The sequence below is a fragment of the Streptococcus sp. DD12 genome (genome assembly GCF_001578885.1).
In the GTDB taxonomy this organism is placed as follows: Bacteria; Bacillota; Bacilli; order Lactobacillales; family Streptococcaceae; genus Streptococcus.
The window spans coordinates 378,414-403,526 of the sequence record NZ_KQ969495.1; the positions used below are offsets into that span (position 1 = coordinate 378,414).

The following is a 25,113-nucleotide window of genomic DNA, read 5'->3' on the forward strand; positions in this document are numbered from 1 at the left end:
AGTAGAAAGGAGACCTATGATGCTGAAATTAATTAAAATTTTTAATTCTAAGAGCAAGGGGTATTGGTATATTCCTGAAAATCGCGATCCTGGAATGATTGAGATTGATGAGCAATCTGGGGAAGTCACAGTTGCCATTAAGTCAAGCTATGATGAAGAATTAGGTTATCCGTACTATGCGAACAAGGCCCGTGGAGCAGTGAAGCAAATGTGGGATAAAGGAGAGTTGCCAAACGAAAAAACTTTCGTTTGGTATTAAGCACTTAGAAACTTCTAGGTGCTTTTCTTATGCCCTGTCGTACGACATTAAACTAGGCAGTAAGATTGAAAGGAATGTGATATGGCAAGCGGAAGAAAACTTGGCAATCAGAAGCCTACTCAATCGGTAATTCTTCCATATACAAAGAAGAAGTCAAAATCGCACGAGGCTGTGTCCATCTATGAGCGGACGGGCTTGTCTTGTTATTCCTGGCAGGTTAACTTGCTGAATGCCGTCATGGCTGTGGATAAGAAGGGGCTTTGGGTGCATCAGAAGTTTGGCTAGTCTATCTGCTTTGATGGATGATTCCTGATGAAATTCAGCTTTTTTGGTATAATTAAGGGCAGTAAATTTTTTTGGAAGAAGTGTAAGAAATTCCCTATGAATATTCAACAATTGCGTTATGTGGTTGCCGTTGCCAATTCGGGAACCTTTCGAGAGGCGGCAGCCAAGCTCTTTGTTTCTCAACCGAGTCTTTCTGTCTCTGTCAAGGACTTAGAAGAAGAACTGGGTTTTCAATTATTCAATCGTACGACAACTGGGACGGTCCTCACGACAAAAGGGATGCGCTTTTATGAAAAGGCTCTCGAGGTTGTTCGTAGTTTTGATAGTTTTGAAAATCAGTACACCAACCCCACCACTGAAAAACAGCAGTTTTCAATTGCCAGTCAGCATTATGACTTTTTACCCCCTATTGTGATTTCCTTCAACCAGCAATATCCGGATTACCAAGATGTGCGGCTCTATGAAAGCACCACAGTAGAAATTCTTGACGAAGTATCCAAAGGGCACAGTGAGATAGGGATTATCTACCTCAACAAGACCAACTACAAGGGAATCATGCAGAAAATGGAAAAGCTTGATTTGGAATACGTCAGCTTGATTCCTTTTAAGACGCATATCTACCTGCGAAAGGGGCATCCCTTGGCGCATAAGGAACGCTTGCAGATTGAGGATTTGGTAGGTCTGCCGACGGTTCGTTTTACGCAAGAAAAAGACGAGTACCTCTATTATTCAGAGAATTTAGTGGATACAACGGATAGCTCCCAACTCTTTAATGTCACAGACCGCGCAACCCTAAACGGTATTTTAGAGCGTACTGACGCTTATGCGACTGGTTCAGGCTTTTTAGATAGCGAGAGTGTTAACGGCATTACCGTGATTCCTTTGGAGGACAAAATGGATAATGAAATGGTTTATGTCAAGCGCTTGGGAAGCAATTTGTCTGAGTGTGCAGAGCGCTTTATCGCTGTGATGACGAGGTATTTTGATGATTATCCTGTCTAATATCAAAAACCACACGACCAAGCTGTCCTTGTTTATATTGGCCATGGTGGGGATGATTGGCTTAGACCAATGGAGTAAGTTTTGGGTGGTTAACCATTTGACTTTGGGGGAGTCTAAGAAGCTTTTTCCGGGCATTATTCGCCTCACCTATTTGCAAAATCGTGGCGCAGCTTTTTCCATTCTGCAAAATCAACAGGGACTTTTTGCGGTTTTAACCTTACTGGTAATCTTGGTTGCTGGTTACTACTTGTTAGCTTATCTGAGCAAATCTTGGTGGTATGGCTTAAGTCTGTCCTTGATTATTGCTGGTGGTTTGGGCAATTTTATCGACCGCGTGAGACAGGGCTATGTGGTGGATATGATTGAACCAGAGTTTATCCAGTTTGCCGTTTTTAATATCGCTGATGCTTGTCTTAGTGTGGGTGTTGCGCTTTTATTTATCAGTCTATGGAGGGAAGAAAGTGGAAGTAAGAATTGACAGTCAGTCTGTTGGACTACGTTTAGATAAGGCTTTGGCAGATTTGACCTCCCTCAGTCGGACACAAGCCAAAGAAGCCATTGCTCAAGGAGACGTCACGGTCAACGGTCAGGTCCAAAAAGCCAAATACAAGACACAAGTGGGGGATCTTATCACATGTGTCGAACCAGAGGTGACGGAACTGTCTGTGACTGCTGAGGACATTCCCTTAGATATCCGCTATGAGGACGAGGACCTGGTCGTGGTCAATAAACCTCAGGGGATGGTAGTGCACCCGTCAGCGGGCCATCCGACAGGCACTTTGGTCAATGCCTTGCTCTATCGGGTCAAGGATTTATCATCGATAAATGGCGTTGTTCGGCCCGGTATTGTTCACCGGATTGATAAAGATACTTCTGGGCTCTTGATGGTAGCCAAAAACGACCAAGCCCATCAAGCTCTGGCACAAGAACTTAAAGAAAAAAAATCTCAGCGCCACTATCTGGCCTTGGTTCACGGCAATATTCCAAATGACCGTGGGGTGATTGAGGCGCCAATTGGCCGAAGTCCCAAAGACCGCAAAAAACAGGCGGTTGTCGCCAATGGCAAGCCTGCCCTGACCCGATTTAAGGTTCTTGAGCGTTTTGGTGACTATACTTTGGTGGAATGTCAGTTGGAAACAGGACGCACGCACCAAATTCGGGTCCATTTGGCTTATATCGGTCACCCTTTAGCAGGCGACCCTTTGTATGGGCCAAAGAAAACACTCAAAGGTCATGGGCAATTTCTCCATGCACAAAGCTTGGGCTTTACTCACCCAAGTACGGGAGAAGCCTTGTTGTTCACTTGTCCCATTCCCGATGTTTTCCAAAAGACCTTGGAAAGTCTGCGCGCCAAGCAAAAGAGCTAAGTGGTGTAAACGGCGCTTGCCAAGGTCAAGAGATATGGTATAATGTTTGAGGTTCCTTTAAGGTCACTAAAACGAGTGACAGGAGGCCGTTAAACGATACCTGAGTGTTATCCTCTAACGGTCTCCTAAGGGAGAGCGTTTTTTATTTGAGGAGGTCTTTGTGGAAGACGTAAAATATGATGTATCGGATATGCCAAAACCTGGCATGCTGTTTGGACTATCGTTCCAACACTTGTTCGCCATGTTTGGTTCAACCGTTTTGGTGCCCATTCTGGTTGGTATCAATCCTGCGATTGCCCTTTTTTCGAGTGGTCTAGGAACACTGGCCCATCTGACGGTGACACGGTATAAAATTCCAGCCTATATGGGGTCGAGTTTTGCCTATATCGCTGCCATGCAAAGTCTGATGAAGTCAGACGGGATTGCGGCTGTAGCCCAAGGGGCAATTGCTGGTGGTTTGGTATACTTGGTTGTAGCCCTTATTGTTAGGTTTGCGGGTAATGCTTGGATTGATAAGGTTTTACCACCTATTGTGGTCGGTCCTATTATCATCGTGATTGGACTGAGTTTGGCGACAACTGCGGTCAACGATGTCATGTATAAAAATGGCCAATACAATACGGCCTATCTTGTCGTTGGTTTGGTCACCCTTTTTTCTGTCGTTTTGTTTAACATTTTTGGTAAGAAGATTGTGGCGGTCATTCCAATTTTACTGGGGTTGATTGTGGGTTATCTCGTTGCTGTAGCGATTGGTGCGGTAACTGGTTATCAAATTGTTGATTTTTCTGGTGTGGTCTCTGCACCTTGGTTGCAGGTGCCAGATTGGGATATTATCTTCTTGGATTATTCCTTCAAGCTTTACCCTTCTGCCATTTTAACCATGGCACCGATTGCTTTTGTAACGATGACGGAACATTTTGGTCATGTCATGGTCCTCAATAGCCTAACAGGGCGGGACTTCTTTAAAGACCCTGGTTTGGACCACACATTGGCAGGGGATGGTGTTGCCCAAGTGATTGCAGGGATTTTTGGTGCCCCACCAGTTACGTCTTATGGTGAAAATATCGGTGTGATGGCCCTCAATAAGATTTACAGTGTTTACGTCATTGCTGGTGCAGCTGTCATTGCTGTTGGCATGAGCTTCATTGGAAAGGTTTCTGCCCTCTTGCAATCTATTCCGACACCTGTTATCGGTGGTATTTCGATTGCGCTTTTTGGGGTCATTGCTGCTAGCGGTTTGAAAATTTTGGTGGAAAATCAAATTGATTTTGATAAGAAAAAGAATCTCCTCGTTTCAAGTATCATCCTTGTGACAGGTATCGGTGGTTTGATTTTGCAAGTGCAAGGTTTAGCTATCACAGGAGTGGCAACCTCAACGATTATCGGTATTCTCTTGTATCAAATTTTACCGGATGAGCAGTGAAACTTGATAGAGCCAAACAGATGATTTTATGGATTGAAAAGGTGCTTGATTTCAAGCCCTTTTTTTGTGAGAAGAAAGCCTGGAAGGTCTGCTAGACTGCCTTAGGCAATTTACAGCTCTAACTTGAAATCTCCAGTAATTTTTGGTAGTATTAGTACAACTAAATAAATCCTTTAACTCTGTCCCGTGAGGCAGACAAGGAGACGGTCAAGAGGGGAGTTTGTGCTACCCTTATTTGGGGAATCTCCTTGGACATGAGGAGATTCTTTTTTGTTGGGAAAGGAAAACTTATGAAAAGCAAGGAAGTTGTTGATAGTGTGACCATGAAACGTGCCATCACACGCATCACTTATGAAATTATCGAGCGCAATAAAGACTTGGAGAGAATTGTGCTAGCTGGGATTAAAACCCGTGGTGTCCCTATTGCCAAACGGATTCAAGAACGCCTCAAACAATTGGAAAACCTAGACGTGCCTTTGGCAGAAATCGATACCAAACCATTTCGAGATGATGTCAAAGCTCAAGGGGATACCTCAACCGTGCCAGTAGATATCACTGACCGTGATGTCATTTTGGTGGATGATGTTCTGTATACAGGGCGGACAATTCGCGCGGCCATTGATAATTTGGTCAGTGTTGGCCGACCAGCTACCGTGAGCTTGGCTGTTTTAGTTGACCGCGGGCACCGTGAGTTGCCTTTTCGAGCGGACTATGTTGGAAAGAACATTCCAACCAGTACAGATGAGAAAATCGTGGTGCATGTTGCTGAAATCGATGGAACGGATGATGTCCTCATTGTAAGTCCTAACGAAGCCTAAAAAAGGGGAAGACATGGTAGTTTTTGAGAATCAGGTCGCACTGCCTCATTTGTTATCGATGGAAGATTTGACAAATGAAGAAATCCTAGCTTTAGTCCATCGGGCCAAAGAATTCAAAGAGCAGGCCTCGACAGCAAGCTCTCCATTAAAAAAGCAAACATTCGTTGCAAACCTCTTTTTTGAACCTTCTACCCGGACCCACAAGTCCTTCGAAGTGGCAGAAAAACGTTTGGGTTTGGAAGTCATTGAGTTTGATGCTAAAACCAGCTCGGTCAATAAAGGGGAAACGCTCTACGATACCGTTAAAACCTTGGAAGCCATAGGGGTTTCGGTGTGTGTTATCCGCCACTCGGAGGATGCCTACTATAAAAAACTTCTGGAAGCTGGCCAGCTGACGGTGTCCTTGGTCAACGGCGGGGATGGTTCTGGACAACACCCATCGCAATGTCTTTTAGATTTGGTGACCATTTCACAAGAATTTGGCCATTTCGACGGTCTAAAAGTGGCTATTGTCGGTGATATCAGCCATTCTCGGGTGGCCAAGTCTAATATGGAAGTGCTGAAACGCTTAGGAGCTCAGGTGTATTTTTCAGGTCCCAAGGAGTGGTATGATGCGGCAACTTGTGATGCATACGGCCTCTACCTTCCCTACGATGAACTCATTGACCAGGTGGATGTGCTGATGCTCTTGCGGGTTCAACATGAGCGCCACGACGGGAGTGAGGCCTTTTCTAAAGAAGACTACCATGCCAATTACGGCCTAACACAAGAGCGCTATGCACGCTTGAAGGATTCAGCTATCATCATGCATCCAGCGCCCGTCAATCGAGATGTTGAAATTGCTGATTCTTTGGTTGAAAGTCCAAAATCACGCATTTACCAACAAATGCGAAATGGCGTTTATACGCGCATGGCGATATTAGAAGCCATCCTACGCTACCGCAAGGACCTGCACTAAGTATTGGGGGAAATCATGACAAAACGTTTACTAATTTTAGAAGATGGAACTATTTTTGAAGGAAAGGCTTTTGGGGCCCCTGTGGCTGTGACAGGAGAACTGGTTTTTTCAACAGGGATGACCGGTTACCAAGAATCTATCACAGACCAATCTTACAATGGTCAAATCTTAACTTTCACTTACCCTTTGGTGGGCAATTACGGAATTAACCGAGACGATTATGAGTCGATTACACCAACCTGTAAAGGGGTTGTCGTTTCTGAAAATGCCCGTTTGGCCAACAACTGGCGTAATCAGATGAGTTTGGATGAGTTTTTAAAGGCCAAACATATCCCAGGTATTTCTGGTGTTGACACGCGGGCCTTGACCAAAATCATTCGCCAACATGGAACGATGAAAGCGACCTTGACGGATAGTAAAGATTCTATCCAACACCTGCAAGACCAGTTAAGAGCTACCGTTTTACCAACCAACAATATCGAGCAAGTTTCTACTAAGACCGCTTACCCAGCACCTGGTGTGGGCAAAAACATTGTTCTGGTAGATTTTGGTTTGAAACACTCCATTTTGCGGGAGTTTTCAAAACGCAACTGCAATGTGACTGTCGTTCCTTATCACACGACTGCCGAAGAAATTTTGCATCTGAATCCTGATGGCGTGATGCTGTCAAATGGTCCTGGTAACCCAGAAGATGTCCCAGAAGCTTTGGAGATGATTCGTGGTATTCAAGGACGCATTCCAATTTTTGGTATTTGTATGGGGCATCAACTCTTTAGCTTGGCAAATGGTGCTAAGACATTTAAATTAAAATTCGGTCACCGTGGCTTTAACCATGCTGTGCGGGAAATCGCGACTGGTCGGATTGATTTCACGAGTCAAAACCACGGTTATGCTGTTGACAGAGACACCTTACCAGATGACTTGATTGTGACACATGAGGAGATTAACGATAAGACGGTTGAAGGCGTTCGCCATCGCCGCTATCCAGCCTTCTCTGTTCAATACCACCCAGATGCAGCACCTGGTCCGCATGATGGGGATTATCTCTTTGATGAATTCTTAGAAATGATTGATGCCTTCCAGCAAAATCAAGCTTAAGAATTGTCAAATGACCTGTTTAAAGTCAGTCTGAGAGCTGACAAATAGAAGAAAGGTAGGAAACATGCCAAAACGTACGGATATTAAAAAAATCATGGTGATTGGGTCAGGGCCTATTATCATTGGTCAGGCTGCCGAGTTTGACTATGCTGGGACACAAGCCTGTTTAGCACTAAAAGAAGAAGGCTATGAGGTTGTGCTTGTTAACTCAAATCCAGCCACAATCATGACCGATCGTGAAATTGCGGATCATGTCTACATCGAGCCGATTACCCTTGAGTTTGTGACCCGTATTTTGCGCAAGGAGCGTCCGGATGCGCTTTTGCCAACCCTAGGTGGACAAACGGGTCTGAATATGGCCATGGAGTTGTCGAAAGCGGGAATTTTAGATGAACTAGGCGTTGAACTCTTAGGGACAAAATTGTCAGCCATCGACCAGGCAGAGGACCGTGACCTCTTTAAGAAATTGATGGAAGATCTTGGGCAACCTATTCCTGAGTCTGAAATTGTTAACACGGTGGAAGAAGCCGTCGCTTTCGCAGATAGCATTGGTTACCCAGTCATTGTGCGACCAGCCTTTACCCTTGGTGGTACTGGTGGTGGGATGTGTGCCAACGAAGAGGAATTGCGTGAAATTGCTGAAAACGGCCTCAAGTTGTCACCAGTAACCCAGTGTTTGATTGAACGGTCAATCGCAGGCTTCAAGGAAATCGAGTACGAAGTGATGCGTGACGCTGCAGACAATGCTTTGGTCGTCTGCAACATGGAAAACTTTGACCCTGTCGGTATTCATACTGGGGACTCCATTGTCTTTGCGCCGACACAGACCCTGTCAGATACTGAAGTGCAACTCTTGCGTGATGCGAGTCTGAGCATTATTCGAGCCCTGAAAATTGAAGGGGGCTGTAATGTGCAGTTAGCGCTAGACCCGCATAGCTTCAAGTATTATGTCATCGAAGTTAATCCACGGGTTTCACGGTCTTCTGCATTGGCCTCAAAAGCAACAGGTTACCCGATTGCCAACCTGGCAGCTAAGATTGCGGTAGGGCTAACCTTGGATGAGATTAAAAACCCCGTGACAGGTACGACATTTGCCATGTTTGAGCCATCATTGGACTATGTGGTAGCCAAGATTCCTCGCTTCCCATTTGATAAGTTTGAAAAAGGGGAACGTCGCCTTGGTACCCAGATGAAGGCCACTGGGGAAGTCATGGCAATCGGTAGAAATATCGAAGAATCCCTGCTTAAGGCCTGTCGCTCCCTAGAAATTGGCGTTTCTCATGTGGAAATGCCTGAACTTGCTGAAGTGACAGATGATGCCCTGGTTGAAAAAATTGTCAAGGCGCAAGACGACCGTCTCTTTTACCTTGCAGAAGCCATTCGTCGCGGCTATACAATTGACGAGTTGGCTGAACTGACCAAGATTGACCTTTTCTTCCTTGATAAGTTACTTCATATCGTAGAAATTGAACGAGACCTAGCCAGCCATCCAGGTGATTTAGACCTCCTCAAAGAAGCAAAAATCAACGGATTTTCAGATCGTAAGCTTGCAGAACTTTGGGGGCAAACGGCAGAAGCCATTCGTCAGCTCCGTCTAGAAAATAAGATTGTCCCTGTCTATAAAATGGTAGATACCTGTGCGGCTGAGTTTGAATCCTCTACCCCATATTTCTACTCGACTTATGCCTGGGAAAACGAATCAGTGCGGACGGCTAAAGAATCAGTCTTGGTACTGGGTTCTGGGCCAATTCGTATCGGGCAAGGGGTTGAGTTTGACTATGCTACCGTTCACTCGGTTAAGGCTATTCAAGCGGCTGGCTATGAAGCCATTATCATGAACTCTAACCCGGAAACGGTATCCACAGACTTTTCTGTCTCAGATAAACTCTACTTTGAACCTTTGACATTTGAAGATGTCATGAATGTGATTGATCTTGAGCAACCTAAGGGTGTTATCGTTCAATTTGGTGGGCAAACAGCTATCAATCTGGCTGAACCGCTTTCTCAAGCTGGCGTGACAATCTTGGGAACACAAGTCGCCGACCTGGACAGAGCAGAAGACCGCGATCTCTTTGAACAAGCTTTGAAAGATTTGGATATTCCGCAACCACCAGGCCACACCGCAACAAATGAAGAAGAAGCTGTTCATGCGGCACGACAAATCGGCTTTCCAGTTCTGGTTCGTCCATCCTACGTCTTGGGTGGCCGGGCCATGGAAATTGTCGAAAACGAAACAGACCTACGTGCCTACATGCGGACAGCTGTTAAGGCCAGCCCAGATCACCCAGTCCTGGTTGACTCCTACATTGTGGGGCAAGAATGCGAAGTGGATGCGATCTCAGATGGCACAGATGTTCTCATCCCGGGAATTATGGAACACATTGAGCGGGCTGGTGTCCACTCAGGGGACTCCATGGCTGTTTATCCTCCTCAATCCCTTTCCCAAGCTGTGCAAGATACCATTGCGGACTATACCAAACGTTTGGCTTTAGGGCTCAACTGCTATGGGATGATGAATATTCAATTTGTTATCAAGGATGAAAAAGTCTATGTCATCGAGGTAAACCCTCGAGCAAGTCGGACGGTACCTTTCTTGTCCAAAGTCACAGGTATTCCAATGGCCCAAGTTGCCACTAAGATTATTTTGGGACAAAGCCTTAAGGATTTGGGCTATGCAGATGGTCTCTTCCCAGAGAGTCCGATGGTTCACGTCAAGGCTCCCGTCTTTTCATTCACCAAGCTTGCCAAAGTTGACAGCCTTTTAGGGCCTGAAATGAAGTCTACAGGTGAGGTGATGGGGTCTGATGCGACCTTAGAAAAAGCGCTCTACAAGGCCTTTGAAGCGAGCAATCTCCACCTGCCAGCCTTTGGTAATATTATTTTCACGATTTCAGACGATAGTAAGGAAGAGGCCCTCTCACTCGCCAAACGGTTTGCGGCGATTGGTTACAGCATCTTTGCGACGAAAGGAACGGCTGACTACTTCGCCAAACATGATTTGGAAACTAGCCTAGTCGATAAGATTGGTGAAAATGATGCCAATGCCATTCCTGCTTTGGTACACGCTGGTCGCATTCAGGCTATCGTGAATACCGTGGGCACCAAACGGACAGCAGATGAAGACGGACAGACCATTCGGAGCTCAGCCATTGAAGCGGGTATCCCACTCTTTACTGCTTTAGACACAGCAGAAGCGATGGTTCGTGTTCTAGAAAGCCGTGGTTTTGTGACCCAAGCCATTTAATAAAAGAGACCCTTGGGGTCTTTTTTGTTTGCTTTTGATGTGTTAATGCTGAAAACTTACAATTTTGTAAGAAACTTCTAAGGAGGTGTAAGCTCTTTATGGCCTCTAATTTGTTAAGATAGGTTTAGAAATTATTAAGGTTGGTTGACCGAATTTGTTGGATACCTTATAATAAACTTAAAAAATCAAAGGAGATGTAGTATGTTTCATAGACGGCAACAAACGAAAACAAAGAAAGCCCAATGGTCGCTCAAACGCAAATTAGGATTTGCTGGGGGCGGTGTCGTGCTTTTATTCATCATTTGGCGTTTTCTCTTTTCTGGTGGCAGTAGTCAAGAAGCTGCAGTGACCTATGATCTAACCGCAGTGCAAGAAGGCAAGGTGACTTCCTCCACGCTACTAAGCGGTCAAGTCAAAGCCCAACAAGAACAATATGTTTACTTTGACACGACTAAGGGCTCAAGCGCTAGCGTGCAAGTTGCCGTAGGAGACCAAGTCAGTGCTGGCCAAGGCTTGGTTCAATATGATGCAACCGCAGCACAAGCGGCCTATGATACTGCCGTGCGTAATGTTAATAAAATCAGTCGTCAAATCACCTATCTAAAAACTTACGGCAACCTCCCAACGACTGAAACGTCAACGAACGAGGAAACTGGGGAAACAACGACTCAAACCATTCAACCATCAGCCCAACAAAATGCCTCTTACAACCAACAATTGGCAGATTTGAATGACAGTTTAGCAGATGCTCAATCCGAAGTCGCAAAAACACAAGATGCGCTCAACCAAACGCTAGTTACTAGCGATGTTAACGGGACAGTCGTTGAGGTTAATAATAATGTTGACCCATCTTCTAAGGAGAGTCAGGTCATGGTACACGTTGTCAGTCAGGGGCAATATGACGTTAAAGGCACTTTGACGGAGTTTGATTTGCCAAATGTCCATGTCGGACAAAACGTTACTATCAAGAGTAAGGTCTATAGCGACAAACAATGGACGGGAACCATCTCGGCTGTCTCTGACTACCCAAATCAAACCAATAATACAAGTTCTAGCAACAATAGCCAAGATAACAGCTCTACAGGTGCAGCCTATAACTATACTGTGGCCTTTACCAGTGACATCGGTGAACTTAAGCAAGGCTTTAATGTTTCTCTAGAAGTTGCCAACGAAGGCCAAGGCTTGGTCGTGCCAGTAGGAGCTGTGACAAGTGAAGGCAATAAATCTTATGTGTGGGTATATGATACCAAAACACAAACCGTTAAAAAACGTGAGGTTAGCCTAGGTGGTGCCGATGCGACCAATCAAATCATTACAGGGATCGATGCTGGTACTCTCGTCCTATCTAAAGCTTCCAACCAGCTTCAAGATGGTGAAAAAATCAACCTGTCTGATGCTGCTAAAAAGTTGGTGACCTCTCAAAAAGAGACGGCTCAGTCGGCAACTAGCTCAAGTGCCTCCTCCGCTTCGGATGCTACTGAAAGTAGTAGTCCCCAAGCAAGTGACAGCCAAGAAACTGCACAAGGAGAGTAATCATGACGGACAAAAAGGTATTAATGCATCTCAATGGCATTAGCAAGAGTTTCCGAAATGGTGATGAAGAGTTACAAGTTTTAAAAGGGATTGATTTGACTATCCACGAGGGAGAGTTTGTGGCGATTATGGGGCCGTCAGGTTCAGGAAAATCTACCCTCATGAATATCATAGGCCTTCTGGACCGCCAAAGTTCAGGAAGCTATGATTTAGAAGGGGTGGCTGTTGAAGAGTTGACAGAAAAAGAGCTAGCCTATGTTCGAAATCAAAAGATTGGTTTTGTCTTTCAGCAGTTTTTCCTCCTCTCCAAACTCAATGCTCAGCAAAATGTCGAACTTCCTTTGATTTACGCGGGTGTTTCCGGGACAAAACGCAAGCAACTTTCAAAAGATTATCTTGAAAAGGTGGAATTATCTGAACGCATGCACCATCTGCCGTCCGAGCTATCTGGGGGGCAAAAGCAGCGGGTTGCCATTGCACGCGCCTTGGTCAACAATCCCAGTATCATCCTAGCCGATGAACCGACAGGCGCTTTAGATACCAAGACCGGCAAGCAAATCATGGCTCTTTTGACCCAGCTCAATGCTGAAGGAAAGACCATCATCATGGTTACTCACGAACCTGAAATCGCAGATTATGCCCATCGCAAATTGGTTATCCGAGATGGTGAAATCACACGGGATACCACGGCTAGTGTTCGGATAGACTAGGAGGATTTATGGAAAACTGGAAATTTGCCATTGGTTCGATTTTAGGGCACAAGCTACGGTCGTTTTTGACCATGTTAGGCATTATTATCGGTGTGGCGTCTGTGGTCATGATTATGGCCTTGGGGCAAGGGCTCAAAACCGGGATTACCGCACAAGTTACCAAGATTCAGCGAAATCTCAATGTCTACTACAAATCTGCCCAAGACAAAAAGATGGAAGAAGAAGATCCTAACTATGTCGCCGATGATAGCCTCCTCAATGAGCCCACTTTAAAGGAAGAATGGGTCGAGCAGGCTGCAAAGGAAACTACTGGCGTGACTGGCTATTATGTGACCAATACCAGCAGTCAAGAAGTGAGTTTTGGAAAACGCAATGCAAAGAATGTCACCATTACTGGTGTTAACCGCACCTATATTGGCATTCAAAAGATAAAGATTATTGCGGGACGATCCTTTGTGCCAGATGATTACACCAAGTTTAATCGGGTCGTCCTTCTGGACAAGGCAACAGCTAAATTCCTTTTTAGAAAACCTGAATTGGCCCTCAATCAGTCAGTTGATGTGGGCGGGAAAACCTATTTGGTTGTCGGTGTCTACAAAGCTGATGACAGCCTCGCAATGACAAGTTTAGGGCAATATTCGGCTATGATGACGAATACACAAGTTGCCAGTGAGTTTGGGGCTAAAGAAGTGGCTCAGGTCTATTTCCATATCGATGATGTTTCTCAGGCTAATAGCATCGGTAAACAGGCCGGACAAACCTTGACCAAACTTTCAGGTGCGACTGATGGTTTTTATGAAAACTACAATATGGACAGTGTCATTGCCCAAGCCAACGAGCTAGCCAGCATGTATACCATTGCTTTTGGTGTCATTGCCGGTATTTCCCTTCTTGTCGGTGGGATTGGGGTCATGAATATCATGTTGGTTTCTGTGACCGAGCGGACTAGGGAAATCGGTCTGCGTAAGGCTCTGGGAGCGACACGTGGTAAGATTTTAGGACAATTTCTTATTGAGTCCATGGTTTTAACCTTGATAGGCGGTTTGATTGGCTTACTCATAGCTAGTCTAGGTGTCAGTGCCTTGACGCCCATCCTAAAAACCCAAAATATCCTGCCAAGTATCTCCCTATCGGTAGTCGTGACCAGCTTGATTTTCTCAGCTAGTGTGGGAATGATTTTTGGTCTCTTACCGGCCAATAAAGCCAGCAAACTCAATCCGATTGAAGCTCTACGCTACGAATAATTTGAGAACTAGTTTTTTCAGAAAATGTGATAAATTTTCTGAAAGGCTGGTTTTTTCTTTCTTGAAAGAGTATACTGGTTTCGGAGGAAATGCTGTGAAAATCTATGTCCAGTTGATGATTATTTTGGTCTTTTCTGTACTTGGAGAGACCCTGTCTAGTCTTTTGCATCTCCCAGTTCCTGGAAGCATTATTGGCCTTATCTTGCTCTTTTTAGCCTTGCAATTTAAAGTCATCCGCTTACGGCACATCAATCAAGTCGGGCAGTTCCTTTTAGCCAATATGACGATTTTATTTTTACCCGCAGCGGTAGGCATTATGGATCATTTTGATGTGGTTGCTCCCAATCTTTTAGGCATTGTCCTGATTGTTGCCGGCGCTTTTGTCCTGAATATCTTTACGATTGGTTGGGTAGTCCAGTGGGTCAAGCGTCGTTACGAAGGGGATTACGAGACAGGAGGAAAGCAAGATGACTGACGTTTTTAATAATCCGATGTTTGGCCTCATGCTGAGCATTTTAGCCTATTTGATTGGTCTCCTTGTTTTTAGACGTTTCCCGCACCCACTGACGACGCCACTTTTGGTAGCCACTGTCCTATTAATCCTTTTTCTATCCCTGACAGGGATTCCTTATCGGGCATACAATGTTGGTGGGGCCTACTTGACCACCTTGATTGTCCCTTCTACTGTGGTGCTGGGTATTCCACTCTATCGGACTTTTCACCTGATGCGCCACCATGCGCGATCTATCCTACTAGGCACCTTGACTGCTACCTTACTAAACACCCTTTATACGGCAGTAGTGGCCAAACTTTTTGGCATGAAATATTTTTTGGCCATTTCCCTATTTCCAAAATCGGTGACAACTGCTATGGCCATGGGAATCAGTGACAAAATGGGAGGCCTGACCACAGTGACTCTGGTTGTTGTTGTCATAACGGGAATTTTAACCAGTGTTTTTGGTCCACCCTTGCTAAAACTGTTTCACATTGATGACCCTGTCGCCATCGGTTTATCATTGGGTGGCACAGGGCATGCTATTGGTACTGGGACTGCCCTTACCTATGGGCAAGTAGAAGGTGCTTTAGCTGGCTTAGCCATTGGGGTTACTGGTGTCATGTATGTCGTCATCAGTCCGATAGTTGCGCAATTAATTCTCCGCTAATACAAGACCTGCATGTGCTCTTTTTTAGGACACAAGAAGTCACCTACTAATAAGCAAGCCTCAACTGAAAGAGAGACGAAGCCGAAGGGTTTCGTTTTTTTATCGTTTACTTTTAGTGTATAATAAAGGTATTATGCGTCAAAGGAGGGGGCAGATGTTTGCACAGGTCAACACCAAAAGTGTTTATAGTTTTTTAGAAAGCACTATCGATCTAGAAACCTATGTTGAGCGCGCCAAGTCATTGGGGTATCAGCAAATTGGTATCATGGATAAGGACAACTTATACGCTGCTTTTCGTTTTTATCAATTGGCGCAGGCAAAGGGGCTGACGGCTATTATTGGCCTTGAGACCCACTTGCAAGTGAAGGACCAGCAATTGCCTCTCTACTTGATTGCGGTCACAACCAAAGGCTATCACCATTTACTCAAACTATCGACATTGGCGATGTCTACGGGTATCCAGCTCCAAGACCTGATAGACAATCAAGCGGGATTAGAGATTATTTTTCCGCACAGCCACATGGCGTTTTTGGAAGATTTTCCTTTTGACTACAGTATTGGCGTTAATCCGACAACGCCTCATTTTCAAACGGATAGACCGCTTTTTCCCTTAAAAACAGTCCGTCAATTTGCGGAAAAAGACAGGGAAACCTTGCAGGTTCTGTCGGCTATCCGTGAAAATGTTTTGTTAAAGGATGTTGCCATCCCTTCTCAAGATGAAAGCTTTGAAGATAGAGCGACCGTTGAAGCTTTATTTGCACAACGTTTCCCTCAGGCCTTAGCGCATATGGAAGCGGTTCTTAAGCATGTTTCCTATGATTTTAGCACAGAGCTCAAGTTGCCTCGCTTTAACCGTAGCCAACCAGCAGATGAACAGTTACGCCAAGAAGTAGAAGCAGGTTTAAAAGCTAAAAATCTTTGGACCTCCTCCTATATTAAACGAATGACGCTGGAACTTGAAACCATTCACAGTATGGGCTTTGACGATTACTTTTTGATTGTCTGGGACATCCTCGCTTTTGGTCGCCGACAGGGTTACTACATGGGGATGGGTAGGGGGTCTGCCGCAGGTAGTCTGGTAGCCTTCGCCTTAGACATTACAGGAATCGACCCTATCGCCAATGGGCTTTTGTTTGAACGGTTTCTTAACAAAGAACGCTACAGCATGCCAGATATTGATATCGATATGCCTGACCGTCATCGGTCAGACTTCTTGCGATACGTTCAAAATCGTTATGGCAATGGCCATGTGGCACAAATTGTGACCTTTTCGACCTTCGGAGCGAAACAGGCCATACGAGATGTTTTTAAGCGCTTTGGGGCCAGAGATTTTGAGCTCAGCGAGCTGACTAAACGGATTGGTTTTAAGGACCGCCTTAGCGATGTCTATGCCAATAATATCAATTTTCGCCAGTTGATTACGACTAAACCAGCCTTTGAAAAAGCCTTTGCCATTGCGCTAGCCCTAGAGGGGAAACCCCGCCAGACCTCCATTCATGCAGCGGGTATCGTCATGAGTGATGCCCCTTTGACACAATATATTCCACTCAAGGCAGGCGAAGACATGATGGTCACCCAGTATGATGCACCAGCTGTCGAAGCCAATGGGCTTTTAAAAATGGACTTTCTGGGTTTGCGCAATTTGACTTATCTCCAACTCATGCAGGAAAGTTTAGTTGCAGCAGGCGGGCCAGCCATTGACATTGCTGCCATCAACTTGGAAGACAAACCCACACTTGACCTGTTTGCAAGTGGTAATACCAAAGGAATCTTCCAGTTTGAGGCGACAGGTGCTATCAACCTACTGCGACGCATCAAACCTCAGCATTTCGAAGAAATCGTCGCTACAACCAGTTTGAACCGACCTGGTGCCAGCGATTATCTAGAGAATTTTATCCGCCGTAAAAATGGGCAAGAGGCCATTGATCTGGTTGACCCTAGCGTGGCATCCATTTTGGAGCCGACTTATGGGATTATGCTCTACCAGGAACAAGTCATGCAAATTGCACAGGTTTTTGCTGGCTTTAGTTTGGGAAAAGCCGATCTCCTTAGACGGGCTATGTCCAAGAAGGATGGCCAAAAAATGCAAGAAATGGAAGCGGACTTTCTACTTGGCGCACAGACTTTAGGGCGAGACCCAAATAAAGCGCAAAGGCTCTTTAAGATGATGGCCAAATTTGCCGGTTACGGCTTTAACCGCAGTCACGCTTATGCCTATTCTGCCTTAGCCTTTCAGCTGGCCTATTTCAAGGCTCATTATCCAGCTGTCTTTTATGCTGTCATGCTCAATGAGACATCAGGTGACTATGTATCAGATGCCTTGGCTAATGGGTTCCAGCTTCAAAAACTGTCGCTCAATCGTGTGTCTTATTATGACAAAATTGCTGACAAAACCATATCCCTCGGTTTAAGACGGGTCCATGGTATCTCTAATGCCCTGGCAGTTTGGATTATAGACCACAGGCCTTTTTCTAATTTAGAAGACTTTATCACACGCTTACCAGACGAGTTTCTTAAGTTAGACGACCTCCAAGCTTTAGGGGACCTCGGTCTTTTTGATGAGTTTAATGCCAATCGTCAGCAAGTTGTCCGTAACCTGCCTGGCTTAGTTGATTACGCCAAGGGCTTAAGCACGCTGTTTGGCGAGGATAATTACTCCTGGCGACCAAGTGAAGACTATTCCCCTACGGAAAAATTCAATCGCGAACGTGAGTTAATTGGTCATGGGCTCAGTCCTCACCCAGTTCAAGAGGCTCAAAAAAAGGCAGGGCAGGCGACCATACCATTAGGGCAACTCAGTCCGCAAATGACTGCCACGGTTTTAGGTGAATTGACCCAGATGCGTGTTATCAGGACCAAATCTAAGGGGGAGCAGATGGCATTTTTGACGGTTACTGATGGCCAATTCGACCTAGAGATTACTGTTTTTCCTGAAGTTTACCGCAGGTTTTCAGCCTACCTTAAAGAAGAAAGGCTATTTTATCTGACGGGTAAGACCCAAGAGCGCAATGACAAGCTCCAGTTGGTCTTACAAGACTTACGACCCTATAGTGACAAAAAACTTTGGCTCAAGTTAGCAGACCATAGTCACGACCAGACCTTAGTTCGCCTCTTTCAATCCTACCCAGGCCCCTACAGTGTTGTCTTGCATTACGAGGACAGTAAGGAAACCATTGAAAGTAGCCGTTACTTTGTATCCGATGAGGAGGAATTTTTAGAAAAACTGGCACAAGTTGCCGTGAAAACGGTTTTTCACTAAAAAAACAAGGTCGAGATTATCTTTTTAGTAGGCAATGTGCTATAATAGCGTAGTTAATAAGTAAAAGGAGTATCTGGCAAAATGAAACGTATTGCTGTTTTGACCAGTGGTGGTGACGCCCCTGGTATGAACGCTGCCGTTCGTGCAGTTGTTCGCAAAGCGATTTCTGAAGGCATGGAAGTTTATGGTATCTATCATGGCTATGCAGGAATGGTTGCCGGTGATATCGTCAAAATGGACTCTAAGTCTGTTGGTGATATCATCTCACGTGGTGGGACTATCTTGTATTCTGCCCGTTATCCAGAATTCGCCACTCGTGAAGGGCAATTGGCTGGCATTGAGCAATTGAAAAAACACGGCATCGAAGGTGTCGTTGTTATCGGGGGAGATGGCTCTTACCATGGGGCTATGCGTTTGACTGAGCATGGTTTCCCAGCAGTTGGTGTACCTGGAACTATTGATAATGATATCGTGGGAACAGATTACACCATTGGTTTTGACACAGCTATCAATACAGCCCTAGAAGCCTTGGACAAGTTACGTGACACCTCAGCGAGTCACCATCGGACATTTGTTGTTGAAGTGATGGGACGTAATGCGGGTGACATCGCCCTTTGGGCAGGTATCGCAGCAGGGGCAGACCAAATCATCGTTCCTGAAGAAGGTTATGATATCCAGGCTGTAGTCTCTAAAATTAAAGAAGGCTACGGTGTTGGTAAAAATCATCACATCATCGTTTTAGCTGAAGGGGTTACCAATGGGGAAGCTTTCGCTAAGGAACTTAAAGAAGCTGGCGATGAGAGTGACTTGCGTGTGACCAACTTGGGTCACATCCTCCGTGGTGGTTCTCCAACAGCGCGTGACCGCGTCTTGGCTTCTTGGATGGGAGCTCATGCGGTTGAATTGCTTAAAGAAGGCCGTGGTGGTTTAGCTGTTGGTATTCACAATGAAGAATTGGTAGAAAGTCCAATTCTTGGTAGCGAAGCCGAAGGCGCTCTCTTTAGCTTGGGTGAAGATGGTAAGATTATCGTCAACAACCCACACAAGGCACGTTTAGATTTTGCTGCCTTAAACCGTGACTTGGCTAACTAAGTCGGTCCTTAATAGTCGTTAACTTATTTGCCATAAAGGCAACTATAGAAGGAGTAGTTATTTATCATGAACAAACGTGTTAAAATCGTTGCAACCCTTGGACCTGCGGTTGAAATCCGTGGGGGTAAAAAAATTCGGTGAAGACGGATACTGGGGTGAAAAACTTGATGTTGAAGCATCTGCCAAAAACATTGCAAAACTGATTGAAGCAGGCGCTAACACATTCCGTTTCAACTTCTCACACGGTGACCACGCTGAACAAGGTGAACGTATGGCGACCGTTAAACGTGCAGAAGAACTGGCTGGTCAAAAAGTTGGTTACTTGCTGGATACTAAAGGACCTGAAATTCGTACAGAATTGTTCGAAGGCGAAGCTAAAGAATACGCTTACAAGACTGGAGAACAAATCCGTGTTGCGACAAAACAAGGCATCCAATCAACTCGCGAAGTTATCGCTTTGAACGTTGCTGGTGGCTTGGACATCTACGATGATGTTGAAGTTGGTCGTCAAGTATTGGTTGATGATGGTAAATTAGGTTTGCGTGTGGTTGATAAAGACCCAGAAACACGTGAATTCATCGTTGACGTTGAAAACGATGGTATCATCGCTAAACAAAAAGGGGTTAACATCCCTAACACAAAAATTCCTTTCCCAGCTTTGGCTGAACGTGATAACGACGATATCCGTTTTGGTTTGGAACAAGGAATTAACTTCATCGCTATCTCATTTGTTCGTACTGCAAAAGACGTTAATGAAGTGCGTGCTATCTGTGAAGAAACAGGTAACGGACATGTGAAATTGTTTGCGAAAATCGAAAACCAACAAGGTATCGATAACTTGGATGAAATCATCGAAGCAGCAGACGGTATCATGATTGCCCGTGGTGACATGGGTATCGAAGTACCATTTGAAATGGTTCCAGTTTACCAAAAACTCATCATCACAAAAGTAAATGCAGCTGGTAAAGTGGTTATCACGGCAACCAACATGTTGGAAACCATGACTGATAAACCACGTGCGACACGTTCAGAAGTATCTGACGTCTTCAACGCAGTTATCGATGGTACTGATGCTACTATGCTTTCTGGTGAGTCTGCTAATGGTAAATACCCAGTAGAATCTGTAGCAACAATGGCGACTATTGACAAAAATGCGCAAACATTGCTTAATGAATATGGTCGTTTAGATTCATCTGTATTTGTTCGTAACAACAAAACAGAAGCAGTTGCTTCAGCTGTAAAAGATGCTACCAACTCTATGAACATCAAATTGGTTGTGACAATTACCGAAACAGGTAACACTGCTCGTTTGATTTCTAAATACCGTCCAGATGCTGACATCTTGGCAGTTACTTTCGATGAATTGACGCAACGTTCATTGATGTTGAACTGGGGCGTTATCCCAGTTGTTACAGATAAACCTGCATCAACTGATGACATGTTCGAAGTCGCTGAAAAAGTTGCGCTTGAAACTGGTTTGGTTGAATCTGGTGACGATATCGTCATCGTGGCTGGTGTTCCAGTTGGTTCTGGTGGTACCAACACAATGCGTATCCGCACAATCCGTTAATATAAAGCGAAAAAGTCTTAAGACGCAATGTCTTAGGGCTTTTCTTTTGGAAAATATTTGCTTAGTCCTAAAAAAGATGGTAGTATAAGGTATTGAGAAAAGGCAAGGAGAAGCGTATGGCGTTTGGAGATAACGGACCTAAAAAGAAAACCCCTTTTGAAAAATTAACTATTTTTGTCATTTTGATTATGTTGTTTGTGACAATCGGTGCTATTATAGCAACTGCCATCACTGCAGTATGGAATGGTTAAGAAGGGCGTAAGGCCCTTTTTTAGAGCAGGAGTAAGAGTAATATGAGTATGTTTTTAGATAGTGCTAAGGTCACTGTTAAAGCGGGACGAGGCGGAGATGGCATGGTGGCCTTTCGCCGTGAAAAATACGTTCCTAATGGTGGTCCTTGGGGCGGTGATGGTGGACGAGGCGGAAGTGTGATTTTCAAGGTTGATGAAGGACTGCGTACCTTGATGGATTTCCGCTATAATCGTATCTTTAAAGCCAAAAGTGGTGAAAAAGGCATGACCAAGGGCATGCATGGTCATGGAGCCAGTGATTTGATTGTTTCAATTCCCCCTGGGACAACTGTAAAAGATGCCAAAACTGGAAAAGTGATTGCTGACTTGGTTGAACAGGGTCAAGAAAAGATTGTGGCTCATGGGGGACGAGGTGGCCGTGGTAATATTCGTTTTGCTACCCCTCGCAATCCAGCTCCTGAAATTGCTGAAAATGGTGAGCCAGGTGAAGAGCGAGAATTGCTTCTCGAATTGAAAATCTTGGCGGATGTTGGTATCGTCGGCTTCCCATCTGTTGGGAAATCCACTTTATTAAGTGTCATCACAGCAGCTAAGCCAAAGATTGGGGCCTATCATTTTACGACTATCGTCCCCAATATCGGCATGGTTCGGACTAAATCTGGCGAATCCTTTGCAGTTGCAGATCTGCCAGGTTTGATTGAGGGAGCTAGTCAAGGACTGGGGCTTGGGATTCAATTTTTACGCCATATCGAACGCACTCGTGTTATCTGGCATATGATTGATATGGCAGCCACTGAGGAGCGTGATCCTTTTGAGGACTATTTGGCCATCAATAAAGAATTGGAATCCTACAACCTGCGGTTGATGGAGCGTCCTCAATTGATTATCGCCAACAAGATGGACATGCCAGAAGCAGAAGAAAACTTGGCTGTTTTTAGAGAAAAATTGGACCAACTTTATGATGAATTTGACGAAAAACCTCAAATTTTTCCCATCTCAGGCATCAGCCAATCAGGTTTGAATCCGCTCTTGGATGCCACAGCAGATTTGCTCGACCATACTGAAGACTTCTTGTTGTATACTGAGGAAGACATGGAAGATGAAGTCTACTATGGCTTTGACGACCAGGCTCCTGAATTCATCATCAGTCGTGACGATGATGCCACTTGGGTCTTGTCTGGAGACAAGTTAGAAAAACTCTTTGTCATGACCAATTTTGAGCGGGACGAATCGATCATGAAATTCTCACGCCAGCTTCGTGGGATGGGTGTTGATGAAGCCTTACGGGAACGGGGAGCCAAAGATGGAGACTTGGTCCGCATTGGCAATTTTGAATTTGAATTTGTAGACTAGAAAGTCAGGTGCAAGATGGGAGATAAACCCATATCTTTTCGAGACAAGGATGGCAACTTTGTTTCAGCTGCCGATGTCTGGAACAAACAACGTCTAGAAGAGCTTTTTAATAAACTCAACCCCAACCGAAAATGGCGTCTGGAACGAGAGGCTAAAGAAAAGGCAGCCTCAGCCAATCAGGAGCCGTTAGAGGAGTCTTAATAAGGTCTTTTGAATTACGAAATTTAAATTTTTAGAAACATCTGGATTTACCAGATGTTTTTCTGTTTCGGAGAACTGTTCATCTGCTTGATTGTCTGATTTTTTCGCACGTGCCAAATAAGCTTCGTAGGCTTTTTAGACCTTCTTTACTAGGCATATAAATTGTAAGCCTTCTCTTATCACGATATAATGGGGTGTCTAAGGACAAATAGATGGAAAGAGAGGCAACACAAATGGAAAAACCAATTCGTGTATTGCTTTACTATAAATATGTACCAATTGAAAAGGCCCAAGAATTTGCCAAAGAACACTTGGCCTTCTGTCAATCGATTGGATTAAAAGGGCGCATTCTAGTGGCGGATGAAGGGATTAACGGAACTGTCTCTGGTGACTACGAAACCACGCAAAAATACATGGATTATGTGCATTCCTTGCCTGGAATGGAAGACCTTTGGTTCAAGATTGACCAAGAAAACGAGCAAGCGTTTAAGAAAATGTTTGTTCGCTATAAAAAAGAGATTGTTCATTTGGGCTTAGAAGATCATGATTTTGATCAGGACATTAACCCCTTGGAAACAACTGGGGCTTATCTATCGCCAAAAGAATTTAAGGAAGCCTTGCTAGATGAGGATACGGTTGTTTTGGACACACGCAATGATTATGAGTATGACCTAGGGCATTTTCGAGGCGCCATTCGACCAGACATTCGGAATTTTAGGGAACTGCCTCAATGGGTGCGAGACAACAAGGACCAATTTATGGATAAACGGGTTGTTGTTTACTGCACAGGGGGTGTTCGCTGTGAGAAATTCTCGGGTTGGATGGTTCGTGAAGGCTACAAAGATGTCGGGCAATTGCACGGTGGCATTGCGACTTATGGGAAGGACCCTGAGGTTCAAGGTGAGCTTTGGGATGGGAAAATGTATGTCTTTGATGAACGTATCGCTGTAGACATCAACCACGTTGACCCTATCGTCATTGGAAAAGATTGGTTTGACGGAAGTCCTTGCGAACGGTATGTGAACTGTGGCAACCCATTTTGTAACCGTCGTATGTTAACCTCGACAGAAAATGAAGACAAGTATTTACGTGGCTGTTCGCACGCTTGTCGTGTTCATCCACGCAACCGTTATGTTGAAGAAAACCATTTGACAACAAAAGAAGTTACCGAACGTCTAGCCCTTATTGGTGAAAGTTTGGACCTCCTTCCTGGATAAGAAAAGAATGGCTTGGGCCATTCTTTTTTGTTAAAACTTATAATCGGTCGCCTGGCCTTCAGTGAACGTTTACATGTCAGGATTTACGGTAAATTCTTGCCTTTCGCTAAGAATTCTTATACAATAACAGGCAATGAAAAGGAGGAAAACATGTCTGAAAAAAATATGAAGATATTAGGTTGGTTGGCAACTTTTATGTCTGTGATGATGTACGTGTCCTATATTCCTCAAATCATGGATAATCTTGCTGGCCATAAGGGAAACTTTATTCAGCCTTTGGTGGCCGCGATTAACTGCAGTCTATGGGTCTATTACGGCCTTTTTAAGAAAGAACGCGATTTACCATTAGCAGCTGCCAATGCGCCAGGCATTCTTTTTGGTTTGGTGACAACTGCCACAGCTTTATTTTAGAGTAAAAGGGGGAGTCCGTTATGAGACGAAATGCCTATGAGCAACCTATTGGTGATGCTTTACCTGATTTTACACCAGGTCGTCTACCGGCTATTGAAGTTATCGAGGGGCAATACACAAAAATCGAACGCTTATCAAAAGCAAAGCATTTTGAAGACCTTTATCAGGTTTATGGACCTGACTCGCCTCGTGAGATGTGGACATACCTCTTTAAAGGCCCTGTCGCGAATCGTGAGGAATGGCAGTCTTTTTTTGATGACTTGCTGACGGCGCAAGGCCGCTTTTACTATGCGATTGTTGATAAGAAAACAAAACGTGCCCTGGGAACCTTCTCCTTGATGCGCATTGATCAAGCCAATCGTTGTATCGAAGTAGGAGCGGTGACCTATTCCCCTGCCTTAAAAGCGACCCGTCAAGCGACAGAAGCGCAATACCTGCTGGCACGTTATGTCTTTGAAGACCTAGGCTACCGACGTTATGAGTGGAAGTGTGATGCGCTTAATGCGCCGTCTCGGCGAGCAGCTGAACGTTTGGGCTTTCAGTATGAAGGGACTTTTCGTCAGGCTGTCGTTTACAAAGGCCGAACGCGGGATACGGATTGGTTAGCCATGATTGACCAGGACTGGCCAAAACTTAAAGAACGCTTTGAAAAATG

At 44.8% G+C, this 25,113-nt stretch carries 22 protein-coding genes and 2 pseudogenes; all 24 read left to right on the top strand.

Annotated features, from left to right (window positions below):
- Nucleotides 1–16 precede the first annotated feature (16 nt).
- Complete coding sequence (locus STRDD12_RS01810; RefSeq protein WP_156471429.1) at nt 17–259, top strand: hypothetical protein; 243 nt, start codon at nt 17–19, stop codon at nt 257–259.
- Nucleotides 260–340: 81 nt separating this feature from the next.
- Nucleotides 341–541: pseudogene (locus tag STRDD12_RS01815) on the top strand (terminase); the annotation flags it as partial.
- Nucleotides 542–640: 99 nt separating this feature from the next.
- A complete protein-coding gene (locus STRDD12_RS01820; RefSeq protein ID WP_066914383.1) occupies nt 641–1,546 on the top strand; it encodes a LysR family transcriptional regulator in 906 nt (301 codons plus the stop codon).
- Complete coding sequence (gene lspA, locus STRDD12_RS01825) at nt 1,530–2,024, top strand: signal peptidase II (RefSeq protein WP_066914385.1); 495 nt, start codon at nt 1,530–1,532, stop codon at nt 2,022–2,024. Before STRDD12_RS01820 ends, lspA begins: the two co-directional genes overlap by 17 nt.
- Nucleotides 2,008–2,913, top strand: a complete 906-nt coding sequence (locus STRDD12_RS01830; protein ID WP_066914387.1) for an RluA family pseudouridine synthase — start codon at nt 2,008–2,010, stop codon at nt 2,911–2,913. The genes lspA and STRDD12_RS01830 overlap by 17 nt, the downstream gene beginning before the upstream one ends.
- A gap of 160 nt (nt 2,914–3,073) precedes the next feature.
- Nucleotides 3,074–4,336: a uracil-xanthine permease family protein gene (locus STRDD12_RS01835; RefSeq protein ID WP_066914389.1), complete on the top strand. Its 1,263-nt coding sequence runs from the start codon at nt 3,074–3,076 to the stop codon at nt 4,334–4,336.
- A gap of 290 nt (nt 4,337–4,626) precedes the next feature.
- Nucleotides 4,627–5,154, top strand: a complete 528-nt coding sequence (pyrR, locus tag STRDD12_RS01840; protein WP_066914391.1) for a bifunctional pyr operon transcriptional regulator/uracil phosphoribosyltransferase PyrR — start codon at nt 4,627–4,629, stop codon at nt 5,152–5,154.
- 13 nt (nt 5,155–5,167) lie between these two features.
- Nucleotides 5,168–6,112 (top strand): aspartate carbamoyltransferase catalytic subunit, encoded by a 945-nt coding sequence (locus tag STRDD12_RS01845; protein ID WP_066914393.1) that lies wholly within the window; start codon nt 5,168–5,170, stop codon nt 6,110–6,112.
- A 15-nt stretch (nt 6,113–6,127) separates the two neighbouring features.
- Complete coding sequence (locus STRDD12_RS01850) at nt 6,128–7,210, top strand: carbamoyl phosphate synthase small subunit (RefSeq protein ID WP_066914395.1); 1,083 nt, start codon at nt 6,128–6,130, stop codon at nt 7,208–7,210.
- A 64-nt stretch (nt 7,211–7,274) separates the two neighbouring features.
- Entirely contained in the window at nt 7,275–10,454 is a 3,180-nt protein-coding gene (gene carB / locus STRDD12_RS01855; protein WP_066914397.1) for a carbamoyl-phosphate synthase large subunit, read from the top strand.
- A gap of 201 nt (nt 10,455–10,655) precedes the next feature.
- On the top strand, nt 10,656–11,987 hold the full coding sequence (locus STRDD12_RS01860) for an efflux RND transporter periplasmic adaptor subunit (RefSeq protein WP_082753039.1): 1,332 nt from the start codon (nt 10,656–10,658) through the stop codon (nt 11,985–11,987).
- 2 nt (nt 11,988–11,989) lie between these two features.
- On the top strand, nt 11,990–12,697 hold the full coding sequence (locus tag STRDD12_RS01865; RefSeq protein ID WP_066914399.1) for an ABC transporter ATP-binding protein: 708 nt from the start codon (nt 11,990–11,992) through the stop codon (nt 12,695–12,697).
- An 8-nt stretch (nt 12,698–12,705) separates the two neighbouring features.
- On the top strand, nt 12,706–13,941 hold the full coding sequence (locus tag STRDD12_RS01870) for an ABC transporter permease (protein ID WP_066914401.1): 1,236 nt from the start codon (nt 12,706–12,708) through the stop codon (nt 13,939–13,941).
- A gap of 94 nt (nt 13,942–14,035) precedes the next feature.
- Nucleotides 14,036–14,416 (top strand): CidA/LrgA family protein, encoded by a 381-nt coding sequence (locus STRDD12_RS01875; protein WP_066914403.1) that lies wholly within the window; start codon nt 14,036–14,038, stop codon nt 14,414–14,416.
- Complete coding sequence (locus tag STRDD12_RS01880; protein ID WP_066914405.1) at nt 14,409–15,104, top strand: LrgB family protein; 696 nt, start codon at nt 14,409–14,411, stop codon at nt 15,102–15,104. The genes STRDD12_RS01875 and STRDD12_RS01880 overlap by 8 nt, the downstream gene beginning before the upstream one ends.
- A 154-nt stretch (nt 15,105–15,258) precedes the next feature.
- Nucleotides 15,259–18,363 (top strand): DNA polymerase III subunit alpha, encoded by a 3,105-nt coding sequence (locus STRDD12_RS01885; protein ID WP_066914407.1) that lies wholly within the window; start codon nt 15,259–15,261, stop codon nt 18,361–18,363.
- Nucleotides 18,364–18,444: 81 nt separating this feature from the next.
- The gene (gene pfkA / locus STRDD12_RS01890; protein ID WP_066914409.1) at nt 18,445–19,455 is read left to right on the top strand and encodes a 6-phosphofructokinase; all 1,011 of its coding nucleotides are present in this window, start codon (nt 18,445–18,447) and stop codon (nt 19,453–19,455) included.
- Nucleotides 19,456–19,521: 66 nt separating this feature from the next.
- Nucleotides 19,522–21,025 (top strand): annotated as a pseudogene (gene pyk / locus STRDD12_RS01895) (pyruvate kinase).
- Nucleotides 21,026–21,141: 116 nt separating this feature from the next.
- Nucleotides 21,142–21,276, top strand: a complete 135-nt coding sequence (locus tag STRDD12_RS08045) for a DUF4044 domain-containing protein (protein ID WP_082753040.1) — start codon at nt 21,142–21,144, stop codon at nt 21,274–21,276.
- Between the two features lie 42 nt (nt 21,277–21,318).
- Nucleotides 21,319–22,629, top strand: coding sequence for a GTPase ObgE (gene obgE, locus STRDD12_RS01900; RefSeq protein WP_066914411.1), 1,311 nt, complete (start codon nt 21,319–21,321; stop codon nt 22,627–22,629).
- Between the two features lie 15 nt (nt 22,630–22,644).
- Nucleotides 22,645–22,830 carry a hypothetical protein gene (locus STRDD12_RS01905; protein WP_066914413.1) on the top strand — a complete coding sequence of 62 codons (186 nt, stop codon included), beginning with the start codon at nt 22,645–22,647 and terminating at the stop codon, nt 22,828–22,830.
- Nucleotides 22,831–23,063: 233 nt separating this feature from the next.
- Nucleotides 23,064–24,047: an oxygen-dependent tRNA uridine(34) hydroxylase TrhO gene (trhO, locus tag STRDD12_RS01910; RefSeq protein WP_066916178.1), complete on the top strand. Its 984-nt coding sequence runs from the start codon at nt 23,064–23,066 to the stop codon at nt 24,045–24,047.
- A 150-nt stretch (nt 24,048–24,197) separates the two neighbouring features.
- Nucleotides 24,198–24,458 carry a SemiSWEET family transporter gene (locus tag STRDD12_RS01915; protein WP_066914415.1) on the top strand — a complete coding sequence of 87 codons (261 nt, stop codon included), beginning with the start codon at nt 24,198–24,200 and terminating at the stop codon, nt 24,456–24,458.
- A gap of 20 nt (nt 24,459–24,478) precedes the next feature.
- Nucleotides 24,479–25,113, top strand: a 635-nt coding sequence (locus tag STRDD12_RS01920) for a GNAT family N-acetyltransferase (protein WP_066914417.1), incomplete at its 3' end; no start/stop codon positions are given.